A 21,693-nucleotide genomic window follows, 5' to 3' on the forward strand; every position below is an offset into this window, starting at 1 on the left:
TGTCGCCCTCCCGGACAGCGTTCCCGGTCAACCGGTCGACCCCGCCGTCGGCCTCTTCCATACCTCCGCGTTCACCGGACTCGCCCGGACCGCCGAGGTGTTGCTCGTATGCCGGGACAGGCTGGCCGTACCGGGACTGCCTGAAGGCGGCGGGGCTCTGACCGGGGGCGCTTCAACCGGTGCCCGGGCTGCGGCCGGTCAGTCCGGCGGAGTGGGCCAGAATCGCAGCCTGGACACGGTTGCTGGTGCCGAGCTTGCCGATGACGCTGCCGAGGTGGGACTTGACGGTCGCCTCTGTCACCTTGAGTTCGGCGGCGGTTTCGGCGTTGGACGGTCCCCGGGCGACTGCTGGCAGTACGTCGCGTTCGCGGACGCTGAGGGAGGCGATGGCCTGCTGCTGGGCAGCAGGCAGCGCCGGCGGCGCAGGCTCGTACGACTCGATCAGCCGACGGGTGACGGCAGGGGAGAGCATCGCCTCCCCGGCGTGTACTACGGCGTGTACTACCTCAATGGCCTGGAGCAGCGCTTCGGGTTCGGTGTCCTTCAGTAGAAATCCGGCCGCGCCCGCCTGGAGGGCGGCCTGGATGTAGTCGTCCTGGCCGAATGTGGTCAGGATGATGATGCGGGGCGGGTCGGACAGCGCGGAGTTGATCGCCGAGGTGGCAGCGATGCCGTCCATACGCGGCATCCGAATGTCCATCAGGACGACGTCCGACTGGAGCGAACGGACGGCCTCCAGGGCTTCGGCACCGTCCCGGATGCGGGCGACGACGTGCAAGTTCGGAGACAGCTCGACGATCAGGGCGAGAGCCTGACTGATGATGGCATCGTCGTCGACGATCATGACCTTGATCATAGGGTTCCTCGTGTCGCGGGAAGGGGTGGACCGCAGGTCCGGGGCATGGTTCAGGGCGGGGTCACGGCTTGGCACCGGGCTCGGTCGCGGCGACGGGCAGTTCGGCTGTCACTCGGAACCCGCCACTGCCGGTGGCCGCCGCGGTGAATGTGCCGCCCACCTGCCTGACCCGCTCCCGCAGGCCGATGAGACCGCTTCTGCCGCTCGGCACGGAAAGCTGCGGCCGGTGGCCCTTGGGGCTGCCGATCATGAGGTGCAGTCGGCCACCGCGGCGGCGGAGGGTGACGGTGACGGTTGCTGGACCGGAGGCGGCAAAGACCGCGGTGGAAGCCGCGATCGGCGGCCGGTTCAAGAGCTGGGCCGAGCCCGCCCTCAACCTGGTCAACGCGGTGGGCGGGGCCCTGGCGGTCCGCCTCACCGGTCGCGGGTTCTACCGCGAGCGAGGACGCACTGGCCCTGTGGTGCCGACTCGGGGAGCAGGTCGACTGGTCCTCAGTTGCGACCACGAGCCTCGCGCCTGTGCGGCTGGCCGTCGACGGACTCGCCGCCTGGTTCGACGGCCCGGTCCGCCACCGCGACCCGGACCGCGCTCTTCGAGTCGACACAGACACCGCGAAGCGCCGACGGGTTGCCGCCGGGTCTTCGTGCGTGGCGGTGGTCAGCTTTGTTGGCGGAAGTCCAGCATGTAGAAGACCTTGTCGTAGCGGTGTTCTCCGACGGCGACGAAGCCGGGCAGACGGCCGTATTCGGTGAAGCCCAGTGACCGGTAGAGGGATAGGGCATGGGTGTTGTCGGCACGGGCGTCCAGAGTGAGGATCTCGATACCCGCCTCCCGGGCGTCAGCGATCAGGGCAGCGGTCAGAGCCCGGCCGACACCACGACCCTGGGCAGCAGCGTCTACCGCGACCTTCTCCAGATCGGCGTGGGGGCGATGGGTCGGTCGGGCGTAGCGGCGCCAGTACCCCAACCCGACAAGCCGACGGTCCAGGTAGGCGACACGCAGGGCCGCGTCCCCGGCCTGCACCGCGGAGACGACGTGGCCGAGAAGTTCCGCCACCTCATCCCGCGAGGGTGGTTCGACCCAGCCCAGCGCGGCACCTCCACTGACCAGGTCCGCCAGGATCTGGTGGGCCGACTCGGCAAATCGGACCTCCAGTTCCGGATCGGAAGTCAGCTCCGTGGCGGCAAGGATGGCGGGCTGAGTGGTCACACCGCTGGTCATGGCCGGATTCATGACCGGCAGCCTAGCCAGCCCAAGGCTCAACCGAGACTCCGCGCTCCGGCCTCGGCTGCGGCCAGGCCGTCACTGACCCACGCTCAGCCTTTGTCGCAACGACAGGCATGGTGACGGCGGGCCCAGAAATCTGCTGGCCAGCATCTGATCCATAGTGGATGCTGCACGCGTGATCGGGCGAGAGACGGCAGTTCGTATCGTCGAGGAAGAGCTGGACCGCGAGAACCAGAGGTGGACCGCTCTCGGCGTGGACCCGCTGCGCACAACAGTGCTGCATGCAGAGGAACACGAACTGGTCTGGAAGGTCTACTGGCAGTCCGAGGAATTCGCCCGCACCCGGAACCCCCACGCCATGCTGGTCGGCCACGGCCCCTACCTGGTCGACCGCATCGACGGCGGGCTGCACCGAATCGGAGCCGTCTCCGAAATAGAGGGAGCCTGGGAGGCTGACTACCGTGTTCGCATCCGCAGGCTGGCCATCCGCACCTCTGTGGACGATCTGCACGATGAGATACGCGACGCTGCCGCCGTGCGTGGGCGCATCCCAGCGGTACGCATCCTGCGCCGGAGACTGCCGATGCTCTCTCCATCGCAGGCCCTTGAGTACGTGACTGCGCTGCTGCACGCCGAAGTCCCAGCCCACCTTGTGGCGGTCGCCGTTGAACAACTCATTGAACCCATGAATCCAGTGCTCGCCGTGCAGACCATCCGCCAGGGAAAGCTCGGCGAGAGGAACTGACGCACGGAGGAACCTCTTCACCGCTCCAGCCGAGTCCGGCTCAGGTCTCAGGCGGAAACGAGGCGGGCCCGGGTAGAACACGTCATCGGCCGGATGGGGGCGACGGCGCCACCAGGTCGGCCCCGAGGCGCAGGCGGAAGCCGGTGTTGCCACGTGGGGGTGGCCGGGACACCACGTCAGAGGTGTCCCGGCCACCGGGATGTGCCCGTGTCGGACGCTACTGCCCGGCCGGCTGGGGCAGGACGACTCCGAATTCGTCGTCGGCCCGGTCGAGGACCAGCTCGAAGGGATCGGCCGTTCCCTCGAAGCGGACGGTGACGGTGACCCGGGTCAGGTCGGGTCCCTCGAAGTCGGCCAGTGCCGGCTTCTGGGCCGCCTCGCCCCACTGTTCCACCCAACGCTGCGCGACGGCGTAGGGCTCCCTGTCGTCGTTCAATGCGAGTGCGGCCAGCGCGTCCGCGTCACGGTCGCGCAGATGGCGCAGGACCAGCTGCGTGGTGCGCAGCGTCCCGGGCATGGGTTGCCCGGTGACCTTCAGCGCCAGCTCTCCGGTGCCGTCCTCGACCCACCCGGGGGTGCGGTCGCGGCCGGATACCGCAGGTCCGGTGTCGCAGGCCGTGAGCGGGAGGAGCGCGGCCAGCAACAGCAGGGCAATGACGCGATGCCTGCGACGGTGCACGTGCGGCCTCCGAGGGCTTATGTCGTCTTGCCAGGGCGGATGATGCTGATCCCGCCCACGTCCTTCTTCTTGAGTATGTTCGCCAAAGTGTTGACATTGCTGCCGCCGTGCTGCCTGACCTCGGCATTCCCCCGGCTGGCGCTCACGATGACCGCCGCGTGGTTCCATGTCCGGTCGCTCTTGTAGAAGACGAACAGGAGATCGCCGGGGCGTGCGTCGTAGCGGGGAGATCTCCCGGCCGACGCGGTGGCCCTTGAGGTGGTTGCGCAGGTTGTTGGCCGCCGCCCAGCTCCAGCTGGAGGTCACCTGGGGGACACCGCGTGGGTAGACCCTGCGCTGCCACCACTTCGAACCGTCCCGCTGACCGCCGCTGCGCTGCTTCATCCTTCCGCCGTAGTACAGGGCCTTGGAGACGAAGTTTGGTGCAGTCCTGGCCGTACTCCCATCGGATGGTCACGTTGCGCTTGGCCCAGTTCGCGGTACCGCTGCCCGGAGCCGCGCGCAGCACGGCGGGTGGGGCGTGCGGGAGCGGCTCCTCGGGGAGCATGCCGTCACCTTCAAGGGTGATCAGCGGTTTGTCCTCGGGATCGGAGCCGCCCTCGTCGACGTGGTCCTGCGCGGGCGGTGCCACGGTGACGGCGGCCGACGCGGCCGTCGTACCGGTGCCGTACGGGGAGCCGGTGGTGACGGTGGCCTGGTGGTCTGCGCCGTTGGCCAGTCCCGGGAATGCGGCGCGGGTGTCCTCGGTGGTGGTGCGGGCCACCTCTGTGCTGTCCTTGGTGACGACGACGGTGTAGTGGAGGGTGTCTATCGCGGCACCCGGGTCGGTCGGCGGGTTCCAGGTCGCCAGGAGTCCGCCGTCGGCGGCCACGGCCTTCACCTGCTCGACTGCGCCGGGTGCGGTCGGGGGCACGTACTCGAGCACCAGGGAGGGCCGGTCGGCCGGATCGGCCGCGCGCGAGGAGTGGTAGACGACGCCGGGCGCCGGGGTGGACTCGTCGCCGTGGCGGAGGCTGAAGCCGTGGTTCGGGGAGTCCGGGCCACAGCCTGCGACCAGCGGCCCCAGATCGAGGTCGGTCAGGGCGTGCGGGAGCCCGTCCTGGTGCGGAGTAGTCAATCAGCCCTGGTGTAGCCGCAGCCAGTGGTCGAGTGTGGTGAAGTCCTCGTCGGTGATGCCGTGCCGGGCAGTGACGCGGTGCAGGAGGGCTTGGCCGGGGTGGTGTGCTTCCATCCAGATCCGGTCGGTGGTGGTGATTTCGTCATCGATCCAGGCGAAGGGGCGTCCGGCCGCCCAGCGGAGGAGCTCACGGGTTTTCCAGTGGAGCCCGTCCTGCTCGTCTTCGTCGGACGGCTCGGGCCAGGTCACGACGGGCAGTTCCGGCAGGCCCAGCCACGGGGCGAGGCATGCGTTGGCGTCGGACATCCACGTGGTGGCCCACACCAGCTCGCACGGCAGCGCCATCAGCCGCGGGCCGTGCGCCGGATTGACCCTGGTGATGAGCGGGTTGGTGTCTGCTCCCGGTATGTGACGCCCGGTCTTGTAGGTCGGGTATCCGTCTGGAAGCTGTTGCCGGGTTGCCCCGAAGGGAATGAGTGGGCCATCGACATCGAGAAAGAGAAGGGGCAGCGTAGAACCGATCACGTGGGCACGGTAGCGGTGTTCAGGCTCGTGCGACCGGTCCGTGCCGGTCTCCGGTCAGGACGCTGTGCGCTTCGGGAGGGTGGTGAGGGCGGCGATGGGGTCGTTGAGCGAAGAGCTCCGGCAACGGGAAGCAGCGGCCCGTGCGCAGGTGCAGGAACGCGTGGGTCGCTAGCGAAACGCTGCGTAGCGCGCTCAGGCTGACAGTTCATGTCCGCCTTGTCAGCCCAGGGCATCTTGTCAGCCCGGTCCATGTTGAGCGAAGCGAAAAGGCAGGAACTGCTGGCGCCTCACACCGCGTCGGAACCCTTGGTCTTGGCGGGGAGCTGGGGTTTTTCGTGGCCCCGATTCTGGCTGCCCATGTGGGCCGCTTTACGGGTCGAGTACGAATCCAGGATTGAGAAGTCGGCACCCTGGAGATCCTTTGGGTGCGGGCCGACGGAAGGAACTGCCGGGGTGAGGGCATTTGTGTGCCCTCGCGTTTCCGATGGGCGCCTTCGCGCCCAATTCGGCAGTCAGTGGACCTGTTGGGTCCGCCGAGCCGTATTTCCCGCCACTTCCGCTCACGCCACAGCCCGCTGGCCGACAAGTGGTGCGGCACGAACACCATATGGAGAGGACCGAGATGTCGGAATGCCGTCAGGCGAAATTCGCGGGGCAGGCAGTAGTCGTCGGTGCGGGTATCGCGGGGCTGGTCGCTGCCCGGGTGCTGGCAGACCATTTCGAGAGCGTTGTGGTGCTGGAAGCAGCGGCGCTGCCGTCGACGCCGACGCCGCGTAGTGGTGTTGCACAGGCCCGGCATCAGCATGGTCTGCTGATCAGCGGTGCGTCCGAACTGCAGCGTCTCTTTCCTGGGCTGCGTGAGGAACTGACCGCGGACGGGGCACCACTGTTCGACTTCGGGTCACGTGCATCGATGACGGTTGCGGGCTGTCGCCTTCCCCGTAGACCGATGGATGTGGTGGTGCAGGCATTCTCGCGGGATCTGCTGGAGTGGAGGCTGCGGCAGCGGGTTACGGCGGATACGTCGGTGGACGTACGTGACCGGAGCCGGGTCAAGGCACTGTGCTGGGACGACGGTGGCGCGCGCGTCGTCGGGGTCCGCCTGGAGGATGGGCGCATGCTGGACGCGTCCTTGGTCGTCGATTCGTCCGGGCGGTTCTCCCCGCTCCCGGACTGGCTGGGTGACGCAGGCTACCCGCGGCCTGCGCAGCAGGTCACCGACGCAGACCTCGTCTATGCGACCAGGACCGTGGCGGCTCCGACGCAGGACTTCGACGCGCTGTTCCAGCCGTACGAGGCACCTGAGCAGCCGCGCGGTGGGTTCGCCGCACGGCTGGAGCACGGCAACTGGCTGGTCACCCTGTTCGGTGCGGGGGGAGACCATCCGCCGGTAGACCCCGACGGCTGGCGGCAGTTCGCCGCGAGCCTGCACAACCCCGATCTCGACCAGTTGCTCGCCGGTGCCACCCCTGTACCGGGCGGCAGGATCCATGTCTTCCGCCGTACCGAGAACCGCCTCACGCGGTACGACCGGATGAGGAAATGGCCGGAGGGGCTCATTGCCCTGGGGGACTCCGTCGGCGCGTTCAATCCGGCCTTCGGACAGGGCATGGCCACCGCCGTGCTCGAAGCCCGGGTTCTGTCGGACCATCTGGCCCGGGTACGTCGAGGCCGCTCCCGGAGAACCGACGGACTCGCGCGTTCCTTCCAGCAGGACATCGGGCGCATCGCACGCAAGCAGTGGCTCATGACCGCCAGTGACGACCTTGTCTGGCAATACCGCCGCCAACGCAAGCGGTTGCCTCTCTGGTTGCGACCGGTCCCTTGGTACAAAGGGCGCCTGTTGCGGATCATGGTGAATGATCCGCGTCTGCACACGCTGTTCATCCACGTCTTCCACATGGTCAAACCTGTTGCGGCACTGGCTGGTCCCAGAATTCTCGCCAAAGTCCTCTTCTCCTCGCGCGGTCCCGATGCCCGTGACGGTGTCACGGGCCAACGGCCGGCCCGCCGGGCCGACGCGAAGGTGTAGGCGAACTCGTTGGCCGATTTCCGTTCGGGGGATTCCGTGATTCTTGTAAATCGGCTCATGTGATGAGCCCAATCAAGGTCAGCGTGCCGAATCAGGTGTAATGGTCCATTTTGCTGGACAGGACTGTCGAGGCACTTTCGGAGATCGAACCGTGGGTGCCGACGTTCAGGTAAGTGCGCACAGAGGAGTGATGCAGTGACCACCGATGCTATTCTGCGAAAATATGACCTGATCTTCGATCGGCTCGATGCCGACGGAAGCGGAGTCCTCGAATTCGCCGACTGCGAGCGCATGGGGGAGGAAGTCATCCGCTCAGGACACGTACCGGCGGACTCCGCCAAAGCCACCGCGCTGTTCAGCGCCTACCGCGAGGGGTGGGACCGCCTCGTGGCAGCCGCCGACGCAGACGGCGACGGGCGGATCACCCGTGAGGAGTTCCGGGCCGCCATGACCGACACCCTGGGGCGCCGGGAGCAGGTGGTCTCCGGATGCCGGGCGGTGCTGGACGCCGAATTCTCGGCCATCGACAAGGACGACGACGGACTCGTTCCGGTCGCCGACTTCCAGCGCTACCTGGAGGCTCTGGGTTCCAGCCCGGAAGAGGCAGCGGCCACGTGTTCCCTGATGGACGCGAACCACGACGGGCAGGTCTCCCGGAACGAGTTCCACGCGGGCTGGGAGCAGTACCTGCTCAGCGACGAACTCTCCGAGGCGGGCAGCAGCTTCCTCGGAAGCCTCGCCTGACCGACATCCCGCCCCGCCTCGCGTGATCCTCCCATCACCGGGATGCCGCGCCCGCAGGCCGTAGGCAGGGGTGCGCAGTTCGTCCGCCCCCTGCCACGGCGTTGCCTGCCGGGGGCGGGCTCAGCGTGATGCCGTTCGACTACGGGCTGACCTGCCACGGCTTGCCCGCCGGGGGCGGGCCTGTGAACGACAGACGCCCGGCCGTGCAGTTGGCTCTTCCGTCCGGAAGACGGTCCGGCAAGGCTCGCGAGATCAGCTCCCGGCGCGTAGATGTCCGCCCCGCCGGTGAGAGCTGCCGCTGGCGCCCTCACGAATCCTGCAGGGCCGTGCTCGTCCGGCGTGGTGCCGCGCTGCGCTCTGCCTCCGGATTTCTGCAAAAGATTCCCGCAGTGCAGCAATGCGCATTCTCGCATTCTGTGATCGATGGAAATATTCGTTCAGTGCCTACGGGAAGATATTTTGAATCCGGTGTTTGCCGCGCCGATCGCCCCGGGAATCAGTCTGAACGAAGCTTCTGGATCACTGATTTCAATTCGAATCCTCTAGGCTTCTCTGTCGAATAAGCCGATCGTTATTTCCGGGAGAAAAGTGACCGATATTCTCGAATCGAGCGAGGTTATTCCTGGGATCTCGCTCGCAGAACGCGACACCACTTTGTGGCAGCTGCTGTGTGAGCGTGCGGAAGAACTGCCCGGCGCCATGGCGGTGATTGATTCCTCGCAGACCCTGACCTACGCCCAGCTCGTGGCCGAAGCCTCCACGCTGGCCCGATGCCTGCGTGCGGGCGGCATCGGCCCAGGGGATTCTGTGGCCTGCGCGGTTCCGCGCGGCGTGCGGGCCGTGGTCGCGCAGTTGGCGGTGTTCGCGGCCGAAGCGGTGTACGTGCCGGTGTCTGCCGATGATCCGCCGGACCGGCTCCGTGCCCTGCTGGACGGGGTCGCTGCGCGGCGTGTGCTCACCCTGTCCTGCCAGCGCCTGCCCGACGGCGTCGACCGCATCGACATGGACGCGCCGATGCAGCCCCCCGGCGGTGCGGGTCTCGCGAAGTCAGGGCGCCTGCCAGGCCCTTCGCCTGAGATGCGTGCGTACATCATCCATACGTCGGGCACCTCAGGTAGGCCCAAACCGGTCGCGGTCACGCACCGGGCGATCGCGCACACCATGCGTGCCCATGCCCGCCGTTTCGCGGAGCCGGTCCGGTGCATGGCGGTGGTGTCGCCGATGACGACGGACGCGTCGCTGCCGGGCATCTGGTGGCCGCTGCTGGCGGGCGGCACGGTGTGGCTGGCGCCGACGGACGCGCAGCAGACGGTGAACGATCTCGCCGCGCAACTGGGCAGCGGTCAGGTCAGCCATGTGCTGCTCACGCCGTCGCTGTACGGGGCGGTCCTGCCGCTCCTGGAGGGCCCGTCGCCGCACCTGCGGCAGGTCGTGGTGGGCGGTGAGCCGTGCCCGAGCGAGCTGGCCGCCGATCACCACCGCAGGATGCCGGGTGTGGAGCTGGTCAACGCCTACGGGCCCACGGAGGCGGCGGTCTGGTGCACGGCCGCCGTGCTGCGGCCCGGGGAGCCCGTCACGGCCGGTACCGCGCTGCCGGGTACGCCCGTCCTGGTGATCGGCGCCAACGGCCAGCCGGTTCCGGCTGGTGAGACCGGCGAGGTGTGCGTTGCGGGTGCCGGACTGGCGCAGGGCTATGCCGCGGACACCGAGCTGACGGCTTCGCGTTTCGTGGCTCTCCCGAGCGACGGACGCCGGCGTATGTACCGCACCGGTGATCTCGGCCGGTTCGACGGTCACGGCAGGCTGGAGCTGCTGGGCCGGAAGGACGCCCAGGTGAAGGTGCGCGGATTTCGCGTGGAGCCCGAGGGCGTCGGCCGGGTGCTGCAGGACATGCCCGGGGTACGGGACGCCACCGTCGGTGTCCACGAAGGCCGCCTGGTCGCCCACGTGGTCCCGCGGTGGGACGAACAGAGCGCGGCCCGGCAGCTGCACGAGACCTGGGACGAGCTCTTCAGCAGCCTGGACTTCCGTGACGAGCGCGCCGGGTGGACCAGCAGCTACACCGGAGCGCAGCTTCCGGACGCGGAGATGGACGAGTGGATCGACGCCACGGTGCGCCTGGCGACCGAGACCGGCCGCCCCAGCAGTCTGCTCGACCTGGGATGCGGTTCGGGCATGATCCTGACCCGCCTGGCCGGTACGGCGGCACGCGTCGTGGGGGTGGACGTCTCCGCCGAGTCCCTCGCCGCCGTGCGTGCCCGGCTCGACGCCATGGGACTGTCCGGCGTGGAGCTGCGGCAGGGCGATGTGACCAGTGCACGCGACGTCACGGGAATGGATCTCGTGCTGTGCAACTCGGTCGTGCCGTACCTGCATTCGGCGGCCCATCTGGAGCGGGCCGTGGCCGGCGCGCTGGGGGCAGTCGCGCCCGGGGGGCGGGTGGTGTTCGGGGACGTGAAGGACCGTACGGTGCAGGACGCCTTCCACGCGTCTGTCGTGCTGGACGGGGCGGACGACGGCGAGGGTGTCGAGGTGCTGCGCACGCGGTGGCGGCGCCGGGTGGCGTGCGATCCGTATCTGCTGGTGGACCCGCGCTGGTTCACCCGCTGCGGAGTGCCGTATGCCGAGGTGCGACCGCGCACAGGGCTCGCCCGCAACGAGATGAACGACTTCCGCTTCGACGCCGTCCTTGTGCCCCGGGCGCCTGGTGGTGTCGTCGAGGTGGAGCAGTGGCACTCCTGGCCCAAGAGCTTGGAGGGGATGCGGGAACTGCTGGAGGCGGAGCCGGGCCCGGTGGGAGTCCTGCGGGTGCCCAACCGCCGTACGGCCGGGGCGTGCGCGGTGCGGGACGTTCTCGCGGCGGGCAACGGCGGGTTCACCGCCGCCGATCTGCGTGCCCTGGCCGCCCGTGCGGAAGCCGATGCCGTGCACCCCGTGGCCCTGGAGGAACTGGCGGCGGACATGGGCAGGCCGGTGCGCCTGTCCCGTGCGGCGGGCTACCGCGACGGCGCGTTCGACGTCGTCTTCCTGCCCGCCGTCCCGCATGGTGCGGACAACGGTGGCGAGCGGGCGGTCGCGATCCGGTGGCCGCAGCTCGCGTGTGCGGACGATCTCGTCTCGGCCCCCCTGCACCGGCACGTCCTGGCCCGGGCTTCCGAGGAACTGCTGCCGGCCCTGCGCCGACACGCCGAGCGGTCTCTGCCCGAGCACGAGCGGCCCAGTCGGTACGTCCTGCTGGCCGAGCTTCCCCTGGGCGCCAACGGCAAGCTCGACCGGGCCGCCCTTCCCGCACCGTCCACCGAGCGACCCGCGATGTCCACGCCCTACCGGGCACCTCAGTCGCCGGTCGAGGAGACCCTCACCGGAATCCTGGCGAATGTGCTGGAGCTCGACCGGGTGGGCATGGACGACGACTTCGTGGAGCTGGGCGGTGACTCGCTGAGGGCGGTGCGGGCCGCCACGCAGATCGGTGCAGCCGTCGGCCGTGACGTCCCGTCCCGCTCCGTACTGGAACATCCCACCGCAGCCCGGCTGAGTGCCTACCTGGCCGATACGGCGAAGGGGGTGCCGGGGCAGCGGGCTGCGTCCACCGCAGACGTCCTGACGGACATCGGCCCGGACGGCGTCCGGCTGGCCGCGGGACCCACGCACCAGTTCCTGCGGGTCAACGACGACCGGGCCGGCGGGATCCTGCCCAGCCACGGGCCGCGCTTCTCGCTGGAATGCCACTACCGCATCCATGGTCCCCTCGACGTCCGGGCGTTGTCGACGGCTGTGGACCGGCTCGTGGCCCATCAGCCCGCACTGCGGACCGCCGTGCAGCTGACGGGCGAGCCGGGTGAACTCCACCAGACCGTCCACCCCGCCCCCGAGGGGGTCCTGCGCCACCACTCCGCCGAGGCCCTGGGCTCCCGCAGTCCTTCGCAGTTCCTGGCCGTGCTGGACGCCGCCGATCCCCTCGACGCCGCCGCTGGGCACGTCTTCACCGCGACCCTGCTCACCGCCGGACCGCACGATCACCTGCTGGGCCTGCGCCTGCATCACCTCACCTCCGACGGCTGGTCCCTCAACCTCGTCGAGCAGCAGCTCTCCACTCTGTACGCGGACGCCGTCGCGGGCCGCACCAGCACGCTGCCCGCGACCGACTACCAGGCCCTGAACGCACCGGAGGAACCGCGCGCCGACGACCTCGCCTTCTGGACGCGACGGCTCGACAGTGCTCGCCCCGGCCTGCTGATCCCACCCGCCCACCTGCGTGCCCACACCGATGTTCACGATGCGCTGCTGCGGACGCGGCGCATCCCGGCAGCCACCGCCACCGCGTTCCGGGAGCTGGCCCGCACCGAGCGCGTGACCCCGGCCAGCGCCCTGTACGCACTGTTCGCCGCCCTCGTGGCAGCCGACACCGGGCAGGACGAAACACTCCTGCTCGCGGTCAGCGCCGCCCACCCGGGAGACACCGCCCACACCGCCGGTCTCTACGCCCAAGCGGTCCCCGTACGCCATCACGTTTCCAGGGAACCGGCGCTGACGGTACGTCAGGCATTGCGTTCCGCAGACACGGATCTCCAGCAGGCACTGCGGCACGACAGCGCCTCCTTGCTCACCCTGGCAGGGATCCACCCGCCGATCGGCGAGCTCTTCGCCGCCTCCCAGTTCGTCTTCTACGACTACCTGCCGCCCGTCGAAGGACTGCGCCTGACCGGCTGCGCCGTCGAGCGCACCGACCAGCTCGACCCCGCCTTCACCGGACAGCTCTTCCAACTGCCCTGCGACCTGGGCCTGCTGGCCCGGGAGAGCGGCGACGCACTGGATCTGGCCGTCATCTTCGACCCCGCCTACGCCCCACCGCACTACGCCGAGAACCTGCTCGCCCGCCTCGCGGACGCGCTCGACACCCTGGCCGAATCCGCCGCCGACCGCCCGTGGAAGGGCCTGGTCCCCGCCGATTCCTGGCTCGCCGGCCTGCACTGACCGACCCGCGCCGACGCGCACTGCGGCGGCCTTTCCGGGCGGGTGCCCGGTGCCCCCGACGACCATGGCTGCCCGGCTGGGACTCCTGCACCGGCCGAGCCTTCCTCACCACTGATCTGCCCGCGTGCCCGTGCCGTGTCCGAGCCATGCCCTACCCCCGGGCGCGCGCTCCTCGTACCCCTGCTTGCTCCATCAGGGCGTCACCCGCCCTCCACTCCGTAAGGACACATCCATGCTCACTGCCCACGACGAACGCCGCGAGGCCAAGATCGCCGGATGGATCGGGATCGCCATGGTGGCGCTCTTCCTGGTCCCCCTGCCCTTCGTCCGCAACCCGCTCAGCCGCCCCTTCCCGTACTGGAGCGACTCCTCCGACAGCATCGGCACCTGGTTCGCCCAGAACCCCTCGATCTCCGGCTACACCATCGACATCGCCTTCGGACTGCTCTTCATCTGGTTCGCAGCCGGACTCAAGCGCTGGCTCACCGCCCCCGGCCGGGCACCGCTGCAGGCCGAACTCCTCATCCCCACCGCCCTGTCGGTCGGCATCTGCTGGATGATGTCCAACGCCGCGTTCCTGCTCGGCCCGGTCGCCGCCGAACGCCCCGACGCCATCAGCAGTGCCTACCTGCACCTCACCTACGACCTGTGCGTCACCTTCGGCTACGCGGGCTCCCTGCCGCTCGCCCTGTTCTCCTACGCCGCGGGCAGCCTGATCCTGAAGAACACCACGCTGCCCCGCTGGACCGGGTGGACCTCCCACGTCCTGGCCGTGGCCCACTTCGGATACTTCTTCAACGTCCTGACCACCAGCGACACCCCCTTCACCCCGTGGGGCTGGGGCAGCTTCGGCTCCTACGTCGGCTTCGCCCTGTGGGCGCTGGTCCTGTGCACCATGATGATCCGCGCCCCGCGCCCCACCACACAGCCCGCGCAGATCCCCGCGCCTGCCGCACCTGCTGCCGCAGTAGTCGCCGCCCCCACGGTCTGACCCTTCCGCAGCGACCCGGCGGGCAGGGCCCGCACAGGCCCGGCCCTGCCCGCCCGCCGACCAGCCCAGGAGATCCCGTGACAACCTGCACGCACACCCCGCTCACCGTGCCGCCCCTCTACTGCCCGTTCACCGCACGCCGCTCCCCGCACGCCGAGGCCGTCGACGCCGAGAGCCTCACCTGGATGCAGAACTTCGACCTCTTCACCGGCGACGCACACCGCGAGTACACCCGCCGCGCCCACGTCGGGAACTTCGTCGGCCTCGGCATCCCCGACGGCCGTGCCGACACCCTCCTGGCAGGCACCAACTACTGCAACTGGCTCTTCGCCTTCGACGACGCCCTCTGCGACGAAACCCTCGGCGGCACCACCCCGGAAACCCTCGCCCCCTATCTCGCCCGCCTCAGCCGGGTCCTGCAGACCCCCGACGCCCCGCTGATGCGCGACGACAAATGGGCCGCCTCCCTCCTCGACATCCGCCGTGCCCTCGACCGCCAAGGCACACCGGCGCAGGTCTACCGGTGGACCGACCAGGTCGACGCGTACTTCTCCGGCCTGGTCTGGGAAGCAGCCATCCGCCAGAAGCCGCACTCCGCGAGCCTGGACGATTACCTCATGATGTGGCAGAGCAGCAGCGCCGCCCTGTCCGCGCTCGCCTTCATCGAGATCGCCCAGGACTACGTGCTGACCGCCGAGGAGTACCACGACCCGCGCATCCACGTCCTGCACGACCTGTGCGTCGCCCTCATCGCCTGGCACAACGACACCACCTCCTACAACAAGGAAGCATTCCGCGAACAGCACTTCGGCTACCCCGAAGCGATGAACCTCGTCCCCGTCCTCGCCCGCCACCACAACTGCACGCCCCAACAGGCCCTGCGCACCGCCACGTCGATGCACGACCGGGCCATGCACCGCCTCCACCAGCTCGCCCGGCAGCTCACCGACGGCGACAACCCCCGGCTCGCCCGCTACGCACACGCCCTGACCGACTGGGTAGCCGGCAGCCTGCACTGGCACCTCACCAGCGGCCGCTACAACGACCCCAACAACCCCGGCGAAACCGTGGCCCCGCGCATCCAGATGCCCCCCGTCATCTCCCGGCCCACCAACCTCACGCACCTCAGCCAGCCCCTCACCACGCCCGTCGCCGCCTGGTGGTGGAACGCCTGACACGCCGTACAGACCAGGCGCGCCTTCCCACGACACCCAGCGCCGCTCATGTCCCGTCCAGCGCACCGCCAGGAGAACAATGACCTTCACCGCCTCCCGCCCCGCCCACACCCCGGCGGCCCTGCCCCTGCTGCCCGGCGCCCTGCCCCTGGTCGGCCACGCCCTGCGCCTGCTCAACAACCCGGCAGAGTTCCTCACCACCGCACCGGCCCACGGACCCCTGTCGCACGTACGGCTCGGCCCGCTGAACGCCACCCTCGTCAGCGACCCCGCCCTCACCCGGGACGTCTTCCTCGACGACGCCCTCTACGACAAGGGCGGCCCCCTCTACGACCGCATCGCCGACGTGATGGGCAACGGCATGCTCGCCTGCCCCCACTCCCGCCACCGGCAGCAACGGCGCCTCCTCCAACCTGTCTTCCACAAGGACCAACTGCCCGCCCACCTCGACATCATGGCCGCCGAGATCACCCACGGCATCACACAGTGGCAGCCGGGCCAGACCCTCGACATGGCAGCCCAAGCCCAGGCCCTCACCGCCCGCGCCATCGTCGCCACCCTCTTCGACGGCACCCTGGACCCCGCCACCGTCACCACCATGGTCCACGACATGTCCGCCATCACCGCAGGCATCTACACCCACGCCCTGCTCCCCGCGGCCTACACCCGCCTGCCCCTGCCCGCGAACCGCCGCTACACCCGTGCGCAGAAGAGCCTGCGCACCACTCTGGGCCGCATCATCGCCGAGCACCGTGCACGCACCGCCGACCACGGCGCCTTCCTCTCCCTGTTGACCGAACCCGACCCCGACGGCCGCGTCCTGTCCGACAAGGACGTCAGCGACCAGGTCATCACCTTCTTCATCGCGGGCATGGAAACCACCGGCAACGCCCTCGCCTGGGCCGCCCACCACCTCGCCCAAGACCTCGACCTCCAGCACCGCGTCCACACGGAGGTCGCCACACTGCCGCCGGGCCCTCTCACTCACGCCCACCTGCCCGAGCTGGAACTCACCGGCCGGGTGGTGACCGAAACGCTGCGCCGCTACCCGCCCGTCTGGCTCCTCACCCGCACCGTCACCCGCGACACCACCCTCGGTGGCCACCCCCTGAAAACCGGGGAAACCCTGGTCGTCAGTGCCTACCTCGTCCAGCACCTCCCCGCCGCCCACGCCAGCCCTCACGAGTTCGACCCCGACCGCTGGGCGCCGTCACAGACCAAACCGTCCGTCCCCGGCTCCTTCATCCCCTTCGGTATGGGCGCCCGCAAATGCATCGGCGACACCCTCGGCGTCGGCGAACTCACCCTCGCCCTGGCCGCCCTCGTCCGCCAATGGCAGCTCACCCCAGCAACGCCCGCGCCCGTCCGCTACGAGAGGGACATCGTGATCCGCCCCCGCCACCTCCACCTCCGCCTCCGGCCACGCCACCCAAGGACCTAGGGCGTGCTTGAGATGTGGTCACAGTGCTTGCCGCATCAGAGCGAGTTGGTTGTGCCATGACCCTGCTGGACGGCCATGCTGGCTGATCTGCCACGAGCGCACCAGGGACCGGGCGCTGTGCCCGGCCACCTGGTCTGTCAGACGGCCGTCCCACCCGCGTTTCGGATCAGCTGCTGAAGCACCTTCAGCGTGGTGACGTAGTCCGCGTCGTCGATGCCCTCGTGGAGGGCGGCACGGATCGCGGGGGCGTTGCGTGCGAGGTCGACGCGGGCCTGTTCCCCCTCCTTCGTGAGCCACAGCCGGTCCTCGGCGTCCCGGGTCAGCCAGCCGCGCTCCAGGAGCACCTCGGCCTCGGTCGCCAGATCGTCCTCGGGCCGGATGTAGGAGGTCATGGCCGCCTGCAGCTCGGGGAGGGTCATTCCCTCGCCGTCGGGCGAGATGTCGTTCTCCGACAGGTTGCGCAACAGCCAGAACTGGGGCTGGGTGTAATCTTTTTCGGCCATCTGGGCCCGGGTGTACGCAATCAGCGCCTCGTAGGCGACACCGGTCCAGTACGCGGCGGGCTGTCCGGCGAGTTCGGCGTCGGAGATCTGCTGGGTCGTCATGAGGTGTCCCCTCCAGGTACTTCGGTGCGGAGCCTGCACGCCGTGCAGGTCGTGCAGGTCGTGCAGGTCGTGAGGAGACCGTATGACCTCAAGTATGGTTGAGGGCAAGCGGGTGATCTTCCGGACGCTGTCGGAGCGAACACCGCAAGCCCTGTCTCGCCCCGAACGTGAGTCGCTGCTCAGGTCCGTGACGTGAAACGATCTTGGGATGGCTCGTGGAGATCTGACGGACGAACAGTGGGTGTGTCTGGAGGCGGTGTTGCCCGCGTTGCCGGTGATGGGGCGTAAGCCTCGGGACCGGCGGCAGGTCTTCGACGGGATCTGGTGGCGGGCCCGGACAGGCTCGCCCTGGCGAGATGTGCCCGGACGGTATGGTCCGTGTCCGTGGGAGATCTTGTACTCGGTCTTCCGGCGCTGGCAGATCGATGGGACCTGGACCCGCGTCCTGAAGAACCTGCAGGTCTAGGCCGATGCTACGGAGCACGTCGTGTGGGAGGTCTCCATCGACTCCACGATCTGCCGGGCCCGCCAGCATGCCGCCGGGGCCCGGAAAAGGGGATCACCGTCCGGGCCGGACGTATCCGGACGGCCTGTCGGCCGAGCCGGACGACCACGCCATCGGGCGTTCACGCGGCGGTCTGACTACGAAGATCCATCTCGCTGTCGACTCTTCTTTCCATGTCGTGGCCACGGTTGTCACCGCCGGACAGCGGGGTGACGCGCCACTGCTCACCGAGGTGATGAACCGCATCCGCATGCCCCGTCCCGACTGAGGCCGCCCACGGATCCGGCCCCTTCACGTCCTCGCCGACCGGGCGTACTCCTCCCGGCAGATCCGTGAATACCTGCGCCAGCGGCAGATACCGCACACCATTCCGGAGAAGCGTGATCAGGCAGGACACCGGGGCCGCAGGGGCTCGGCGGGCGGACGCTCGGAGGGGTGCTGGCTACGGTCGCCGCATCGGCGGATCTTCCGCGCATGCACGCGGCAGCAAATACCGTGGCACACACGGCAGCTGAGGTACGCGTCGGAAGAATCGGGTGTGTCGAGTTCAGTCCCGGTCGGGCACTGTCGAGACACCTGCGGTGACGTTCCGCAACCGCTCTCCAAGACCTGTGACAGCGTCGAGCAGCGCAATCACTCCGGGCGGTGGGTGTGCGTCACCTGCAGCGGGGGTTCCATCCATGATCTGCACGGTCACAACCTCAACGACCAGACCCGCTCACTGAAGATCAACAAGAACGACTGCGGCTGAGCGGACCGCCCGCAGGCCGACCCCGGTGACGTGCGCTTCACCGCAGTGCCGTTCCTGTGCCGGGGTGAGCGCCATAGGGGCATTACGCGCTGCCGTGCTGTGCGCCGGTGTGGTGTCCGCGTCGCCGACATACGCCTTGTCGTAGCTGGAATGCCACCAGCAGTGCCCTGCGCCGGAGACGAGCGCTAAGCGGAGCTGGTGAAGTTGGTTGCGTTGGGCAGACGTCCTTGGGGAGGGACGCCATGGCGAAGATCCTCCGAGTCGTGCTTACCGACGTGCAACACCGTGACCTGCACGGGCTGCTGGCCCGCCGCGATCTGACCCAGTACACCCGGCAGCGCGCCGAGTGCGTCCGGCTCCTGGGCCAGGGCCGGTGAGTTGCTGAGGTCGCGGGCGCGCTGGAGTGTCATCCGGTCACTGTCCGATTCACCAGGTCTTTTCCCGGCGGGAAGTAAAAAGAGACTCCCGGTCTCGAAACCCGCTACTATAGAGACCATGAGTTCCGTAAGTGAAGGGTCCGCCCGTGCCGGCCGGCCCCGTTCCGAAGATGTCGATCACGCCGTGCGCACGGCGACGCTCGCCCTGCTGGAGGAAGTGGGTTACGCGCGACTGCGGATGGACGACGTGGCCGCGCGGGCCGGGGTCGGGAAGGCCGCGCTGTACCGGCGGTGGCCGTCGAAGGCCGCGCTGACCCTCACTCACCTGGTGCACGACCTGGCGCCGCGGCCGACCCGGGACACCGGTTCGCTGCGCGGCGATCTGCGCCTGATCGCACGCGGCACCGTGGAACGAATGACACATCCGCGCGTACGGCCGGTGCTTCCCGAGTTGATGGCCGAGCTGCTGCGCACCCCGGAACTGCGCCAGGTCTTCGAGACGGCATGCCTGGTTCCCGAGCGGGAACAGGTCCTGGCCGTGGCGGTACGGGCCGTGACCCGAGGAGAGTTGACCGGCGTGCCGGACGTCGACTGGGCCCACGCCCAGCTCATCGGCCCGGTGTTCGCATGGCTGCACCTCCTGGGCCGGGAAGCGGACGACGTGGCCGCCGACCGGCTCGCCGACGACCTGGCGGCCACTTGGACGGCCCGCGCGGGCGCACCGGACACACCGGACGTCCCGCGCACGCCGCGCGCGGAGGGTTTGCTGTGAACAGCTGGCTGTGGGCGGGGCAGATCTTCCTCGCCGTCATGTTCATCGGTACCGGCGGCTGGAAACTGGCCGTCCCCAAGGACCGGCTGCGCACCCCGATGCCCTGGGTCGACGACCTGTCCCAGCGGGCCGTGCATGCCGTCGCCGCGATCGAGGTCGTCGGCGGCATCGGAGCTGTACTGCCGTGGCTCACCGGGATCCTGCCCGTGCTCACCCCGCTCGCCGCGGCCGGACTCGCCCTGGTCATGACCGGTGGCCTCGCCACCCACCTCCGACGCCACGAGTACGCCCGGTCGCTGTCCAACGTCGTGCTGCTCGCTGTCTCCGTGCTCGTCGCGGCGGGACGCTTCGCCTGACGGCAGCCGGCGGCGGCCGACCTCGGGGTCCAGCGAAGGTGAAGCCGAAAGCCGCAGCGGTCATGATCCCGACGCTGTGAGCGGCTGATTGGTGCCGTCTTATCGGCGGCAGTGCGCCTACGTGCGCTGACCCGCGGATCTTCGCGGCTGAGCCTCGTCGGTCGGGTCCTCCCTGTGGGTGAAGCGGGACCACAGGGGTCAGGCTGGGCCGATGCCGCGAGGAAGGTTAGGCCCCGGTGTCCTCAGCAGCTTGGGTGAAGTTCTTTGCTGATCCTCGGATTCGGTTTCCTCGCTGGGCCAATGCCTGGTCGACGGCTTCACCGAGGGAGTCGGTGCTGGTCTGGCTGCGTTGTGGGTAGTCCTCGTATTTCGCCTGCCGCCAGACCAGCTCGATGTCGTTCAACTGCGGGCTGTATGGCGGCAGATAGAAGAGTTCCACTCCGATCTTCGCCAGTTGACGTCGGCGGCCCTTGAACGCGTTGGCCCGGTGGGCCGGGGCGTTGTCCAGTACGACCGTGCATGGCCTGCGCCGTTCCCAGAGAGGCATGCTGCCGATGCCGTCGGCGGCCAGCTCCAGCACGGCCGCGCCATCGCCCAGGCCCGCAAGCCGCGCGCAGACGAACTCCAGCAGCAGCTCCGCGTTGATCTTCCCGCTTGTGCTCTGCCAGGGAAGGTCCGGCTCACTGCCGACGATCTTCGCGCCGAGTACGTTGACCCGGCGATTACGGGTTTCCTCCTTCGGCACCACAACACGCTGCCCGATCCTGGACCAGGTGTAGCCGGTGGGCATGGTGGGAGCGAACCCGGACTCGTCCAGGAAGATCAGATCGCGTTCTCCCGCTTCGCGGCCTGCCGCAAGACCGCAAGACCTCCAGCTGGGCCCGGGCGGCCTGCTGGAGGACGGAGTCGGCCTTGTGCCGCACGCTGTCGCGGGTGCGTTTCCAGCGAAAACCCTCGCGCCGCAGCAGCTCGCCCAGCGAGTCCGCAGAGATGGTCACCCCGCGCTCGTCCCGCAGCCACTCACACAGGGCCGGGACAGTCCAATTGATCCCGGCCCGGGCGGAATCATCCAGAAGCTCCCCCAGCGCGGCTCGGTACTTTGCCCCCAGCAGCCTCGCTGGCCTGCCCGGCCGCAGGGCATCTACCAGCCCCGCGATCCCCGCCTCGAAGGGGTGGACAGCAGCTCGGACCGTGACCGGATGATGCTCCAGCACGCCCGCGACCTCAGCAACACACCGGCCCTGGTCCAGGAGCCGGACGCACTCGGCGTGCTGCCGGGTGTACTGGGTCAGATCGCGGCGAGCCAGCAGCCCGTGCAGGTCACGGTGTTGCACGTCGGTAAGCACGACTCGGAGGATGTTCGCCATGGCGTCCCTCCCCAAGGACGTCTGCTCAACGCAACCAACTTCACCAGCTCCGCTTAAAACATGGGGTGGTCATTGGCGGAGGTGTCGGGTACCGGTTGCATGACGTCCCAGTGCTCGACCACCAGGCCGTCGAGGAGACGGAAGATCTCCACCACGGCGGTGCCGCGGTCTTGGGGTCCTGTGGTCATGTGCCAGTGCACGGCGACCAGGTCGTCCTCGGCGATGGCTCGCTGGAGTTCCCAGCGCACCTCGGGGAACGTCGCGACCATGCCCGCCGCGAACTGTGCGAGCGGGCCAGGCCCGTCCTCGACGCCCGGGTTGTGCTGGACGTATGCGGGACTGAGGTAGGTGTCCGTGGCCTCTTGTGCCCTTCCGGGTTCGAAGAGCATGCGGCAGAACTCCAGCACACGCTTCTTGTTCTCGGCCGCGTCAGCCATGGGCTCTTCCGATCGT

General features: G+C 69.0%; 23 protein-coding genes. 13 read left to right on the plus strand and 10 right to left on the minus strand.

The genetic code is table 11. The annotated features are described in order from the left end of the window. Window positions 1–172: 172 nt before the first annotated feature. From OG897_RS29955 to OG897_RS29965, 3 genes are all read right to left on the minus strand, one after another. The gene (locus tag OG897_RS29955) at window positions 173–844 is read right to left on the minus strand and encodes a response regulator transcription factor (protein WP_266661619.1); all 672 of its coding nucleotides are present in this window, start codon (window positions 842–844) and stop codon (window positions 173–175) included. A gap of 73 nt (window positions 845–917) precedes the next feature. After that, the gene (locus tag OG897_RS29960) at window positions 918–1,106 is read right to left on the minus strand and encodes a hypothetical protein (protein WP_266661621.1); all 189 of its coding nucleotides are present in this window, start codon (window positions 1,104–1,106) and stop codon (window positions 918–920) included. A 408-nt stretch (window positions 1,107–1,514) separates the two neighbouring features. Beyond that, the gene (locus OG897_RS29965; RefSeq protein ID WP_266661623.1) at window positions 1,515–2,090 is read right to left on the minus strand and encodes a GNAT family N-acetyltransferase; all 576 of its coding nucleotides are present in this window, start codon (window positions 2,088–2,090) and stop codon (window positions 1,515–1,517) included. Window positions 2,091–2,259: 169 nt separating this feature from the next. On the opposite strand from OG897_RS29965, the gene OG897_RS29970 reads away from it, so the two are divergent. Then, complete coding sequence (locus OG897_RS29970) at window positions 2,260–2,829, plus strand: YrhB domain-containing protein (protein WP_266661624.1); 570 nt, start codon at window positions 2,260–2,262, stop codon at window positions 2,827–2,829. 217 nt (window positions 2,830–3,046) lie between these two features. Here the strand turns inward: OG897_RS29970 and OG897_RS29975 are convergent, their stop codons facing one another. From OG897_RS29975 to OG897_RS29985, 3 genes are all read right to left on the minus strand, one after another. Then, on the minus strand, window positions 3,047–3,508 hold the full coding sequence (locus OG897_RS29975) for a hypothetical protein (protein WP_266661626.1): 462 nt from the start codon (window positions 3,506–3,508) through the stop codon (window positions 3,047–3,049). 142 nt (window positions 3,509–3,650) lie between these two features. Beyond that, window positions 3,651–4,625, minus strand: coding sequence for a fibronectin type III domain-containing protein (locus OG897_RS29980; protein WP_266661628.1), 975 nt, complete (start codon window positions 4,623–4,625; stop codon window positions 3,651–3,653). Beyond that, window positions 4,626–5,150 carry an HAD domain-containing protein gene (locus OG897_RS29985; RefSeq protein WP_266661630.1) on the minus strand — a complete coding sequence of 175 codons (525 nt, stop codon included), beginning with the start codon at window positions 5,148–5,150 and terminating at the stop codon, window positions 4,626–4,628. Between the two features lie 607 nt (window positions 5,151–5,757). Between OG897_RS29985 and OG897_RS29990 the strand changes: the two genes are divergently transcribed. The 6 genes from OG897_RS29990 (at window position 5,758) to OG897_RS30015 (ending at window position 16,507) form a co-directional block, all read left to right on the plus strand. Further along, window positions 5,758–7,182, plus strand: coding sequence for an NAD(P)/FAD-dependent oxidoreductase (locus tag OG897_RS29990; RefSeq protein WP_266661632.1), 1,425 nt, complete (start codon window positions 5,758–5,760; stop codon window positions 7,180–7,182). A gap of 195 nt (window positions 7,183–7,377) precedes the next feature. After that, a complete protein-coding gene (locus tag OG897_RS29995; protein ID WP_266661634.1) occupies window positions 7,378–7,926 on the plus strand; it encodes an EF-hand domain-containing protein in 549 nt (182 codons plus the stop codon). A 588-nt stretch (window positions 7,927–8,514) separates the two neighbouring features. Then, the gene (locus tag OG897_RS30000; protein ID WP_266661636.1) at window positions 8,515–12,900 is read left to right on the plus strand and encodes an amino acid adenylation domain-containing protein; all 4,386 of its coding nucleotides are present in this window, start codon (window positions 8,515–8,517) and stop codon (window positions 12,898–12,900) included. 232 nt (window positions 12,901–13,132) lie between these two features. After that, on the plus strand, window positions 13,133–13,891 hold the full coding sequence (locus OG897_RS30005; RefSeq protein ID WP_266661638.1) for a hypothetical protein: 759 nt from the start codon (window positions 13,133–13,135) through the stop codon (window positions 13,889–13,891). Window positions 13,892–13,968: 77 nt separating this feature from the next. Then, a complete protein-coding gene (locus tag OG897_RS30010) occupies window positions 13,969–15,066 on the plus strand; it encodes a hypothetical protein (RefSeq protein ID WP_266661640.1) in 1,098 nt (365 codons plus the stop codon). 79 nt (window positions 15,067–15,145) lie between these two features. Continuing rightward, window positions 15,146–16,507 (plus strand): cytochrome P450, encoded by a 1,362-nt coding sequence (locus tag OG897_RS30015; protein ID WP_266661642.1) that lies wholly within the window; start codon window positions 15,146–15,148, stop codon window positions 16,505–16,507. A gap of 137 nt (window positions 16,508–16,644) precedes the next feature. Here the strand turns inward: OG897_RS30015 and OG897_RS30020 are convergent, their stop codons facing one another. Further along, window positions 16,645–17,112 carry a MarR family winged helix-turn-helix transcriptional regulator gene (locus OG897_RS30020; RefSeq protein ID WP_266661644.1) on the minus strand — a complete coding sequence of 156 codons (468 nt, stop codon included), beginning with the start codon at window positions 17,110–17,112 and terminating at the stop codon, window positions 16,645–16,647. Between the two features lie 208 nt (window positions 17,113–17,320). Between OG897_RS30020 and OG897_RS41065 the strand changes: the two genes are divergently transcribed. The 5 genes from OG897_RS41065 (at window position 17,321) to OG897_RS30040 (ending at window position 19,873) form a co-directional block, all read left to right on the plus strand. Continuing rightward, window positions 17,321–17,578 (plus strand): transposase, encoded by a 258-nt coding sequence (locus tag OG897_RS41065; protein WP_353963762.1) that lies wholly within the window; start codon window positions 17,321–17,323, stop codon window positions 17,576–17,578. A 577-nt stretch (window positions 17,579–18,155) separates the two neighbouring features. Further along, window positions 18,156–18,368: a hypothetical protein gene (locus tag OG897_RS30025; protein ID WP_266661646.1), complete on the plus strand. Its 213-nt coding sequence runs from the start codon at window positions 18,156–18,158 to the stop codon at window positions 18,366–18,368. Window positions 18,369–18,610: 242 nt separating this feature from the next. Beyond that, window positions 18,611–18,745, plus strand: coding sequence for a hypothetical protein (locus OG897_RS30030; RefSeq protein ID WP_266661648.1), 135 nt, complete (start codon window positions 18,611–18,613; stop codon window positions 18,743–18,745). A gap of 184 nt (window positions 18,746–18,929) precedes the next feature. After that, entirely contained in the window at window positions 18,930–19,517 is a 588-nt protein-coding gene (locus OG897_RS30035; protein WP_266661650.1) for a TetR/AcrR family transcriptional regulator, read from the plus strand. Beyond that, window positions 19,514–19,873, plus strand: a complete 360-nt coding sequence (locus tag OG897_RS30040; RefSeq protein ID WP_266661652.1) for a DoxX family protein — start codon at window positions 19,514–19,516, stop codon at window positions 19,871–19,873. The genes OG897_RS30035 and OG897_RS30040 overlap by 4 nt, the downstream gene beginning before the upstream one ends. A gap of 226 nt (window positions 19,874–20,099) precedes the next feature. Here OG897_RS30040 and OG897_RS30045 read toward each other — a convergent pair whose 3' ends face one another. Together OG897_RS30045 and OG897_RS41070 are read right to left on the minus strand one after the other, a co-directional pair. Next, complete coding sequence (locus tag OG897_RS30045) at window positions 20,100–20,699, minus strand: transposase (protein ID WP_353963764.1); 600 nt, start codon at window positions 20,697–20,699, stop codon at window positions 20,100–20,102. Further along, window positions 20,596–21,087 (minus strand): winged helix-turn-helix domain-containing protein, encoded by a 492-nt coding sequence (locus tag OG897_RS41070; RefSeq protein WP_353963765.1) that lies wholly within the window; start codon window positions 21,085–21,087, stop codon window positions 20,596–20,598. Before OG897_RS41070 ends, OG897_RS30045 begins: the two co-directional genes overlap by 104 nt. Between OG897_RS41070 and OG897_RS30050 the strand changes: the two genes are divergently transcribed. After that, window positions 21,046–21,297: a hypothetical protein gene (locus OG897_RS30050; protein ID WP_266661654.1), complete on the plus strand. Its 252-nt coding sequence runs from the start codon at window positions 21,046–21,048 to the stop codon at window positions 21,295–21,297. The two genes, OG897_RS41070 and OG897_RS30050, sit on opposite strands and share 42 nt — an antisense overlap. Here the strand turns inward: OG897_RS30050 and OG897_RS30055 are convergent. Continuing rightward, the gene (locus OG897_RS30055; RefSeq protein WP_266661656.1) at window positions 21,294–21,677 is read right to left on the minus strand and encodes a nuclear transport factor 2 family protein; all 384 of its coding nucleotides are present in this window, start codon (window positions 21,675–21,677) and stop codon (window positions 21,294–21,296) included. The genes OG897_RS30050 and OG897_RS30055 overlap by 4 nt on opposite strands. Between the last annotated feature and the right edge of the window lie 16 nt (window positions 21,678–21,693).

The organism is Streptomyces sp. NBC_00237, from assembly GCF_026342435.1.
Classification (GTDB): domain Bacteria; phylum Actinomycetota; class Actinomycetes; order Streptomycetales; family Streptomycetaceae; genus Streptomyces.

What these genes read in the sequence shown, in the direction of transcription:
- OG897_RS29955 (WP_266661619.1), bottom strand. Translation starts at nt 844, where the DNA reads ATGATCGTCGACGACGATGCCATCATCAGTCAGGCTCTCGCCCTGATC.
- OG897_RS29960 (WP_266661621.1), bottom strand. Translation starts at nt 1,106, where the DNA reads ATGATCGGCAGCCCCAAGGGCCACCGGCCGCAGCTTTCCGTGCCGAGC.
- OG897_RS29965 (WP_266661623.1), bottom strand. Translation starts at nt 2,090, where the DNA reads ATGAATCCGGCCATGACCAGCGGTGTGACCACTCAGCCCGCCATCCTT.
- OG897_RS29990 (WP_266661632.1), top strand. Translation starts at nt 5,758, where the DNA reads ATGGAGAGGACCGAGATGTCGGAATGCCGTCAGGCGAAATTCGCGGGG.
- OG897_RS30005 (WP_266661638.1), top strand. Translation starts at nt 13,133, where the DNA reads ATGCTCACTGCCCACGACGAACGCCGCGAGGCCAAGATCGCCGGATGG.
- OG897_RS30015 (WP_266661642.1), top strand. Translation starts at nt 15,146, where the DNA reads ATGACCTTCACCGCCTCCCGCCCCGCCCACACCCCGGCGGCCCTGCCC.
- OG897_RS30020 (WP_266661644.1), bottom strand. Translation starts at nt 17,112, where the DNA reads ATGACGACCCAGCAGATCTCCGACGCCGAACTCGCCGGACAGCCCGCC.
- OG897_RS41065 (WP_353963762.1), top strand. Translation starts at nt 17,321, where the DNA reads ATGGCTCGTGGAGATCTGACGGACGAACAGTGGGTGTGTCTGGAGGCG.
- OG897_RS30030 (WP_266661648.1), top strand. Translation starts at nt 18,611, where the DNA reads ATGGCGAAGATCCTCCGAGTCGTGCTTACCGACGTGCAACACCGTGAC.
- OG897_RS30055 (WP_266661656.1), bottom strand. Translation starts at nt 21,677, where the DNA reads ATGGCTGACGCGGCCGAGAACAAGAAGCGTGTGCTGGAGTTCTGCCGC.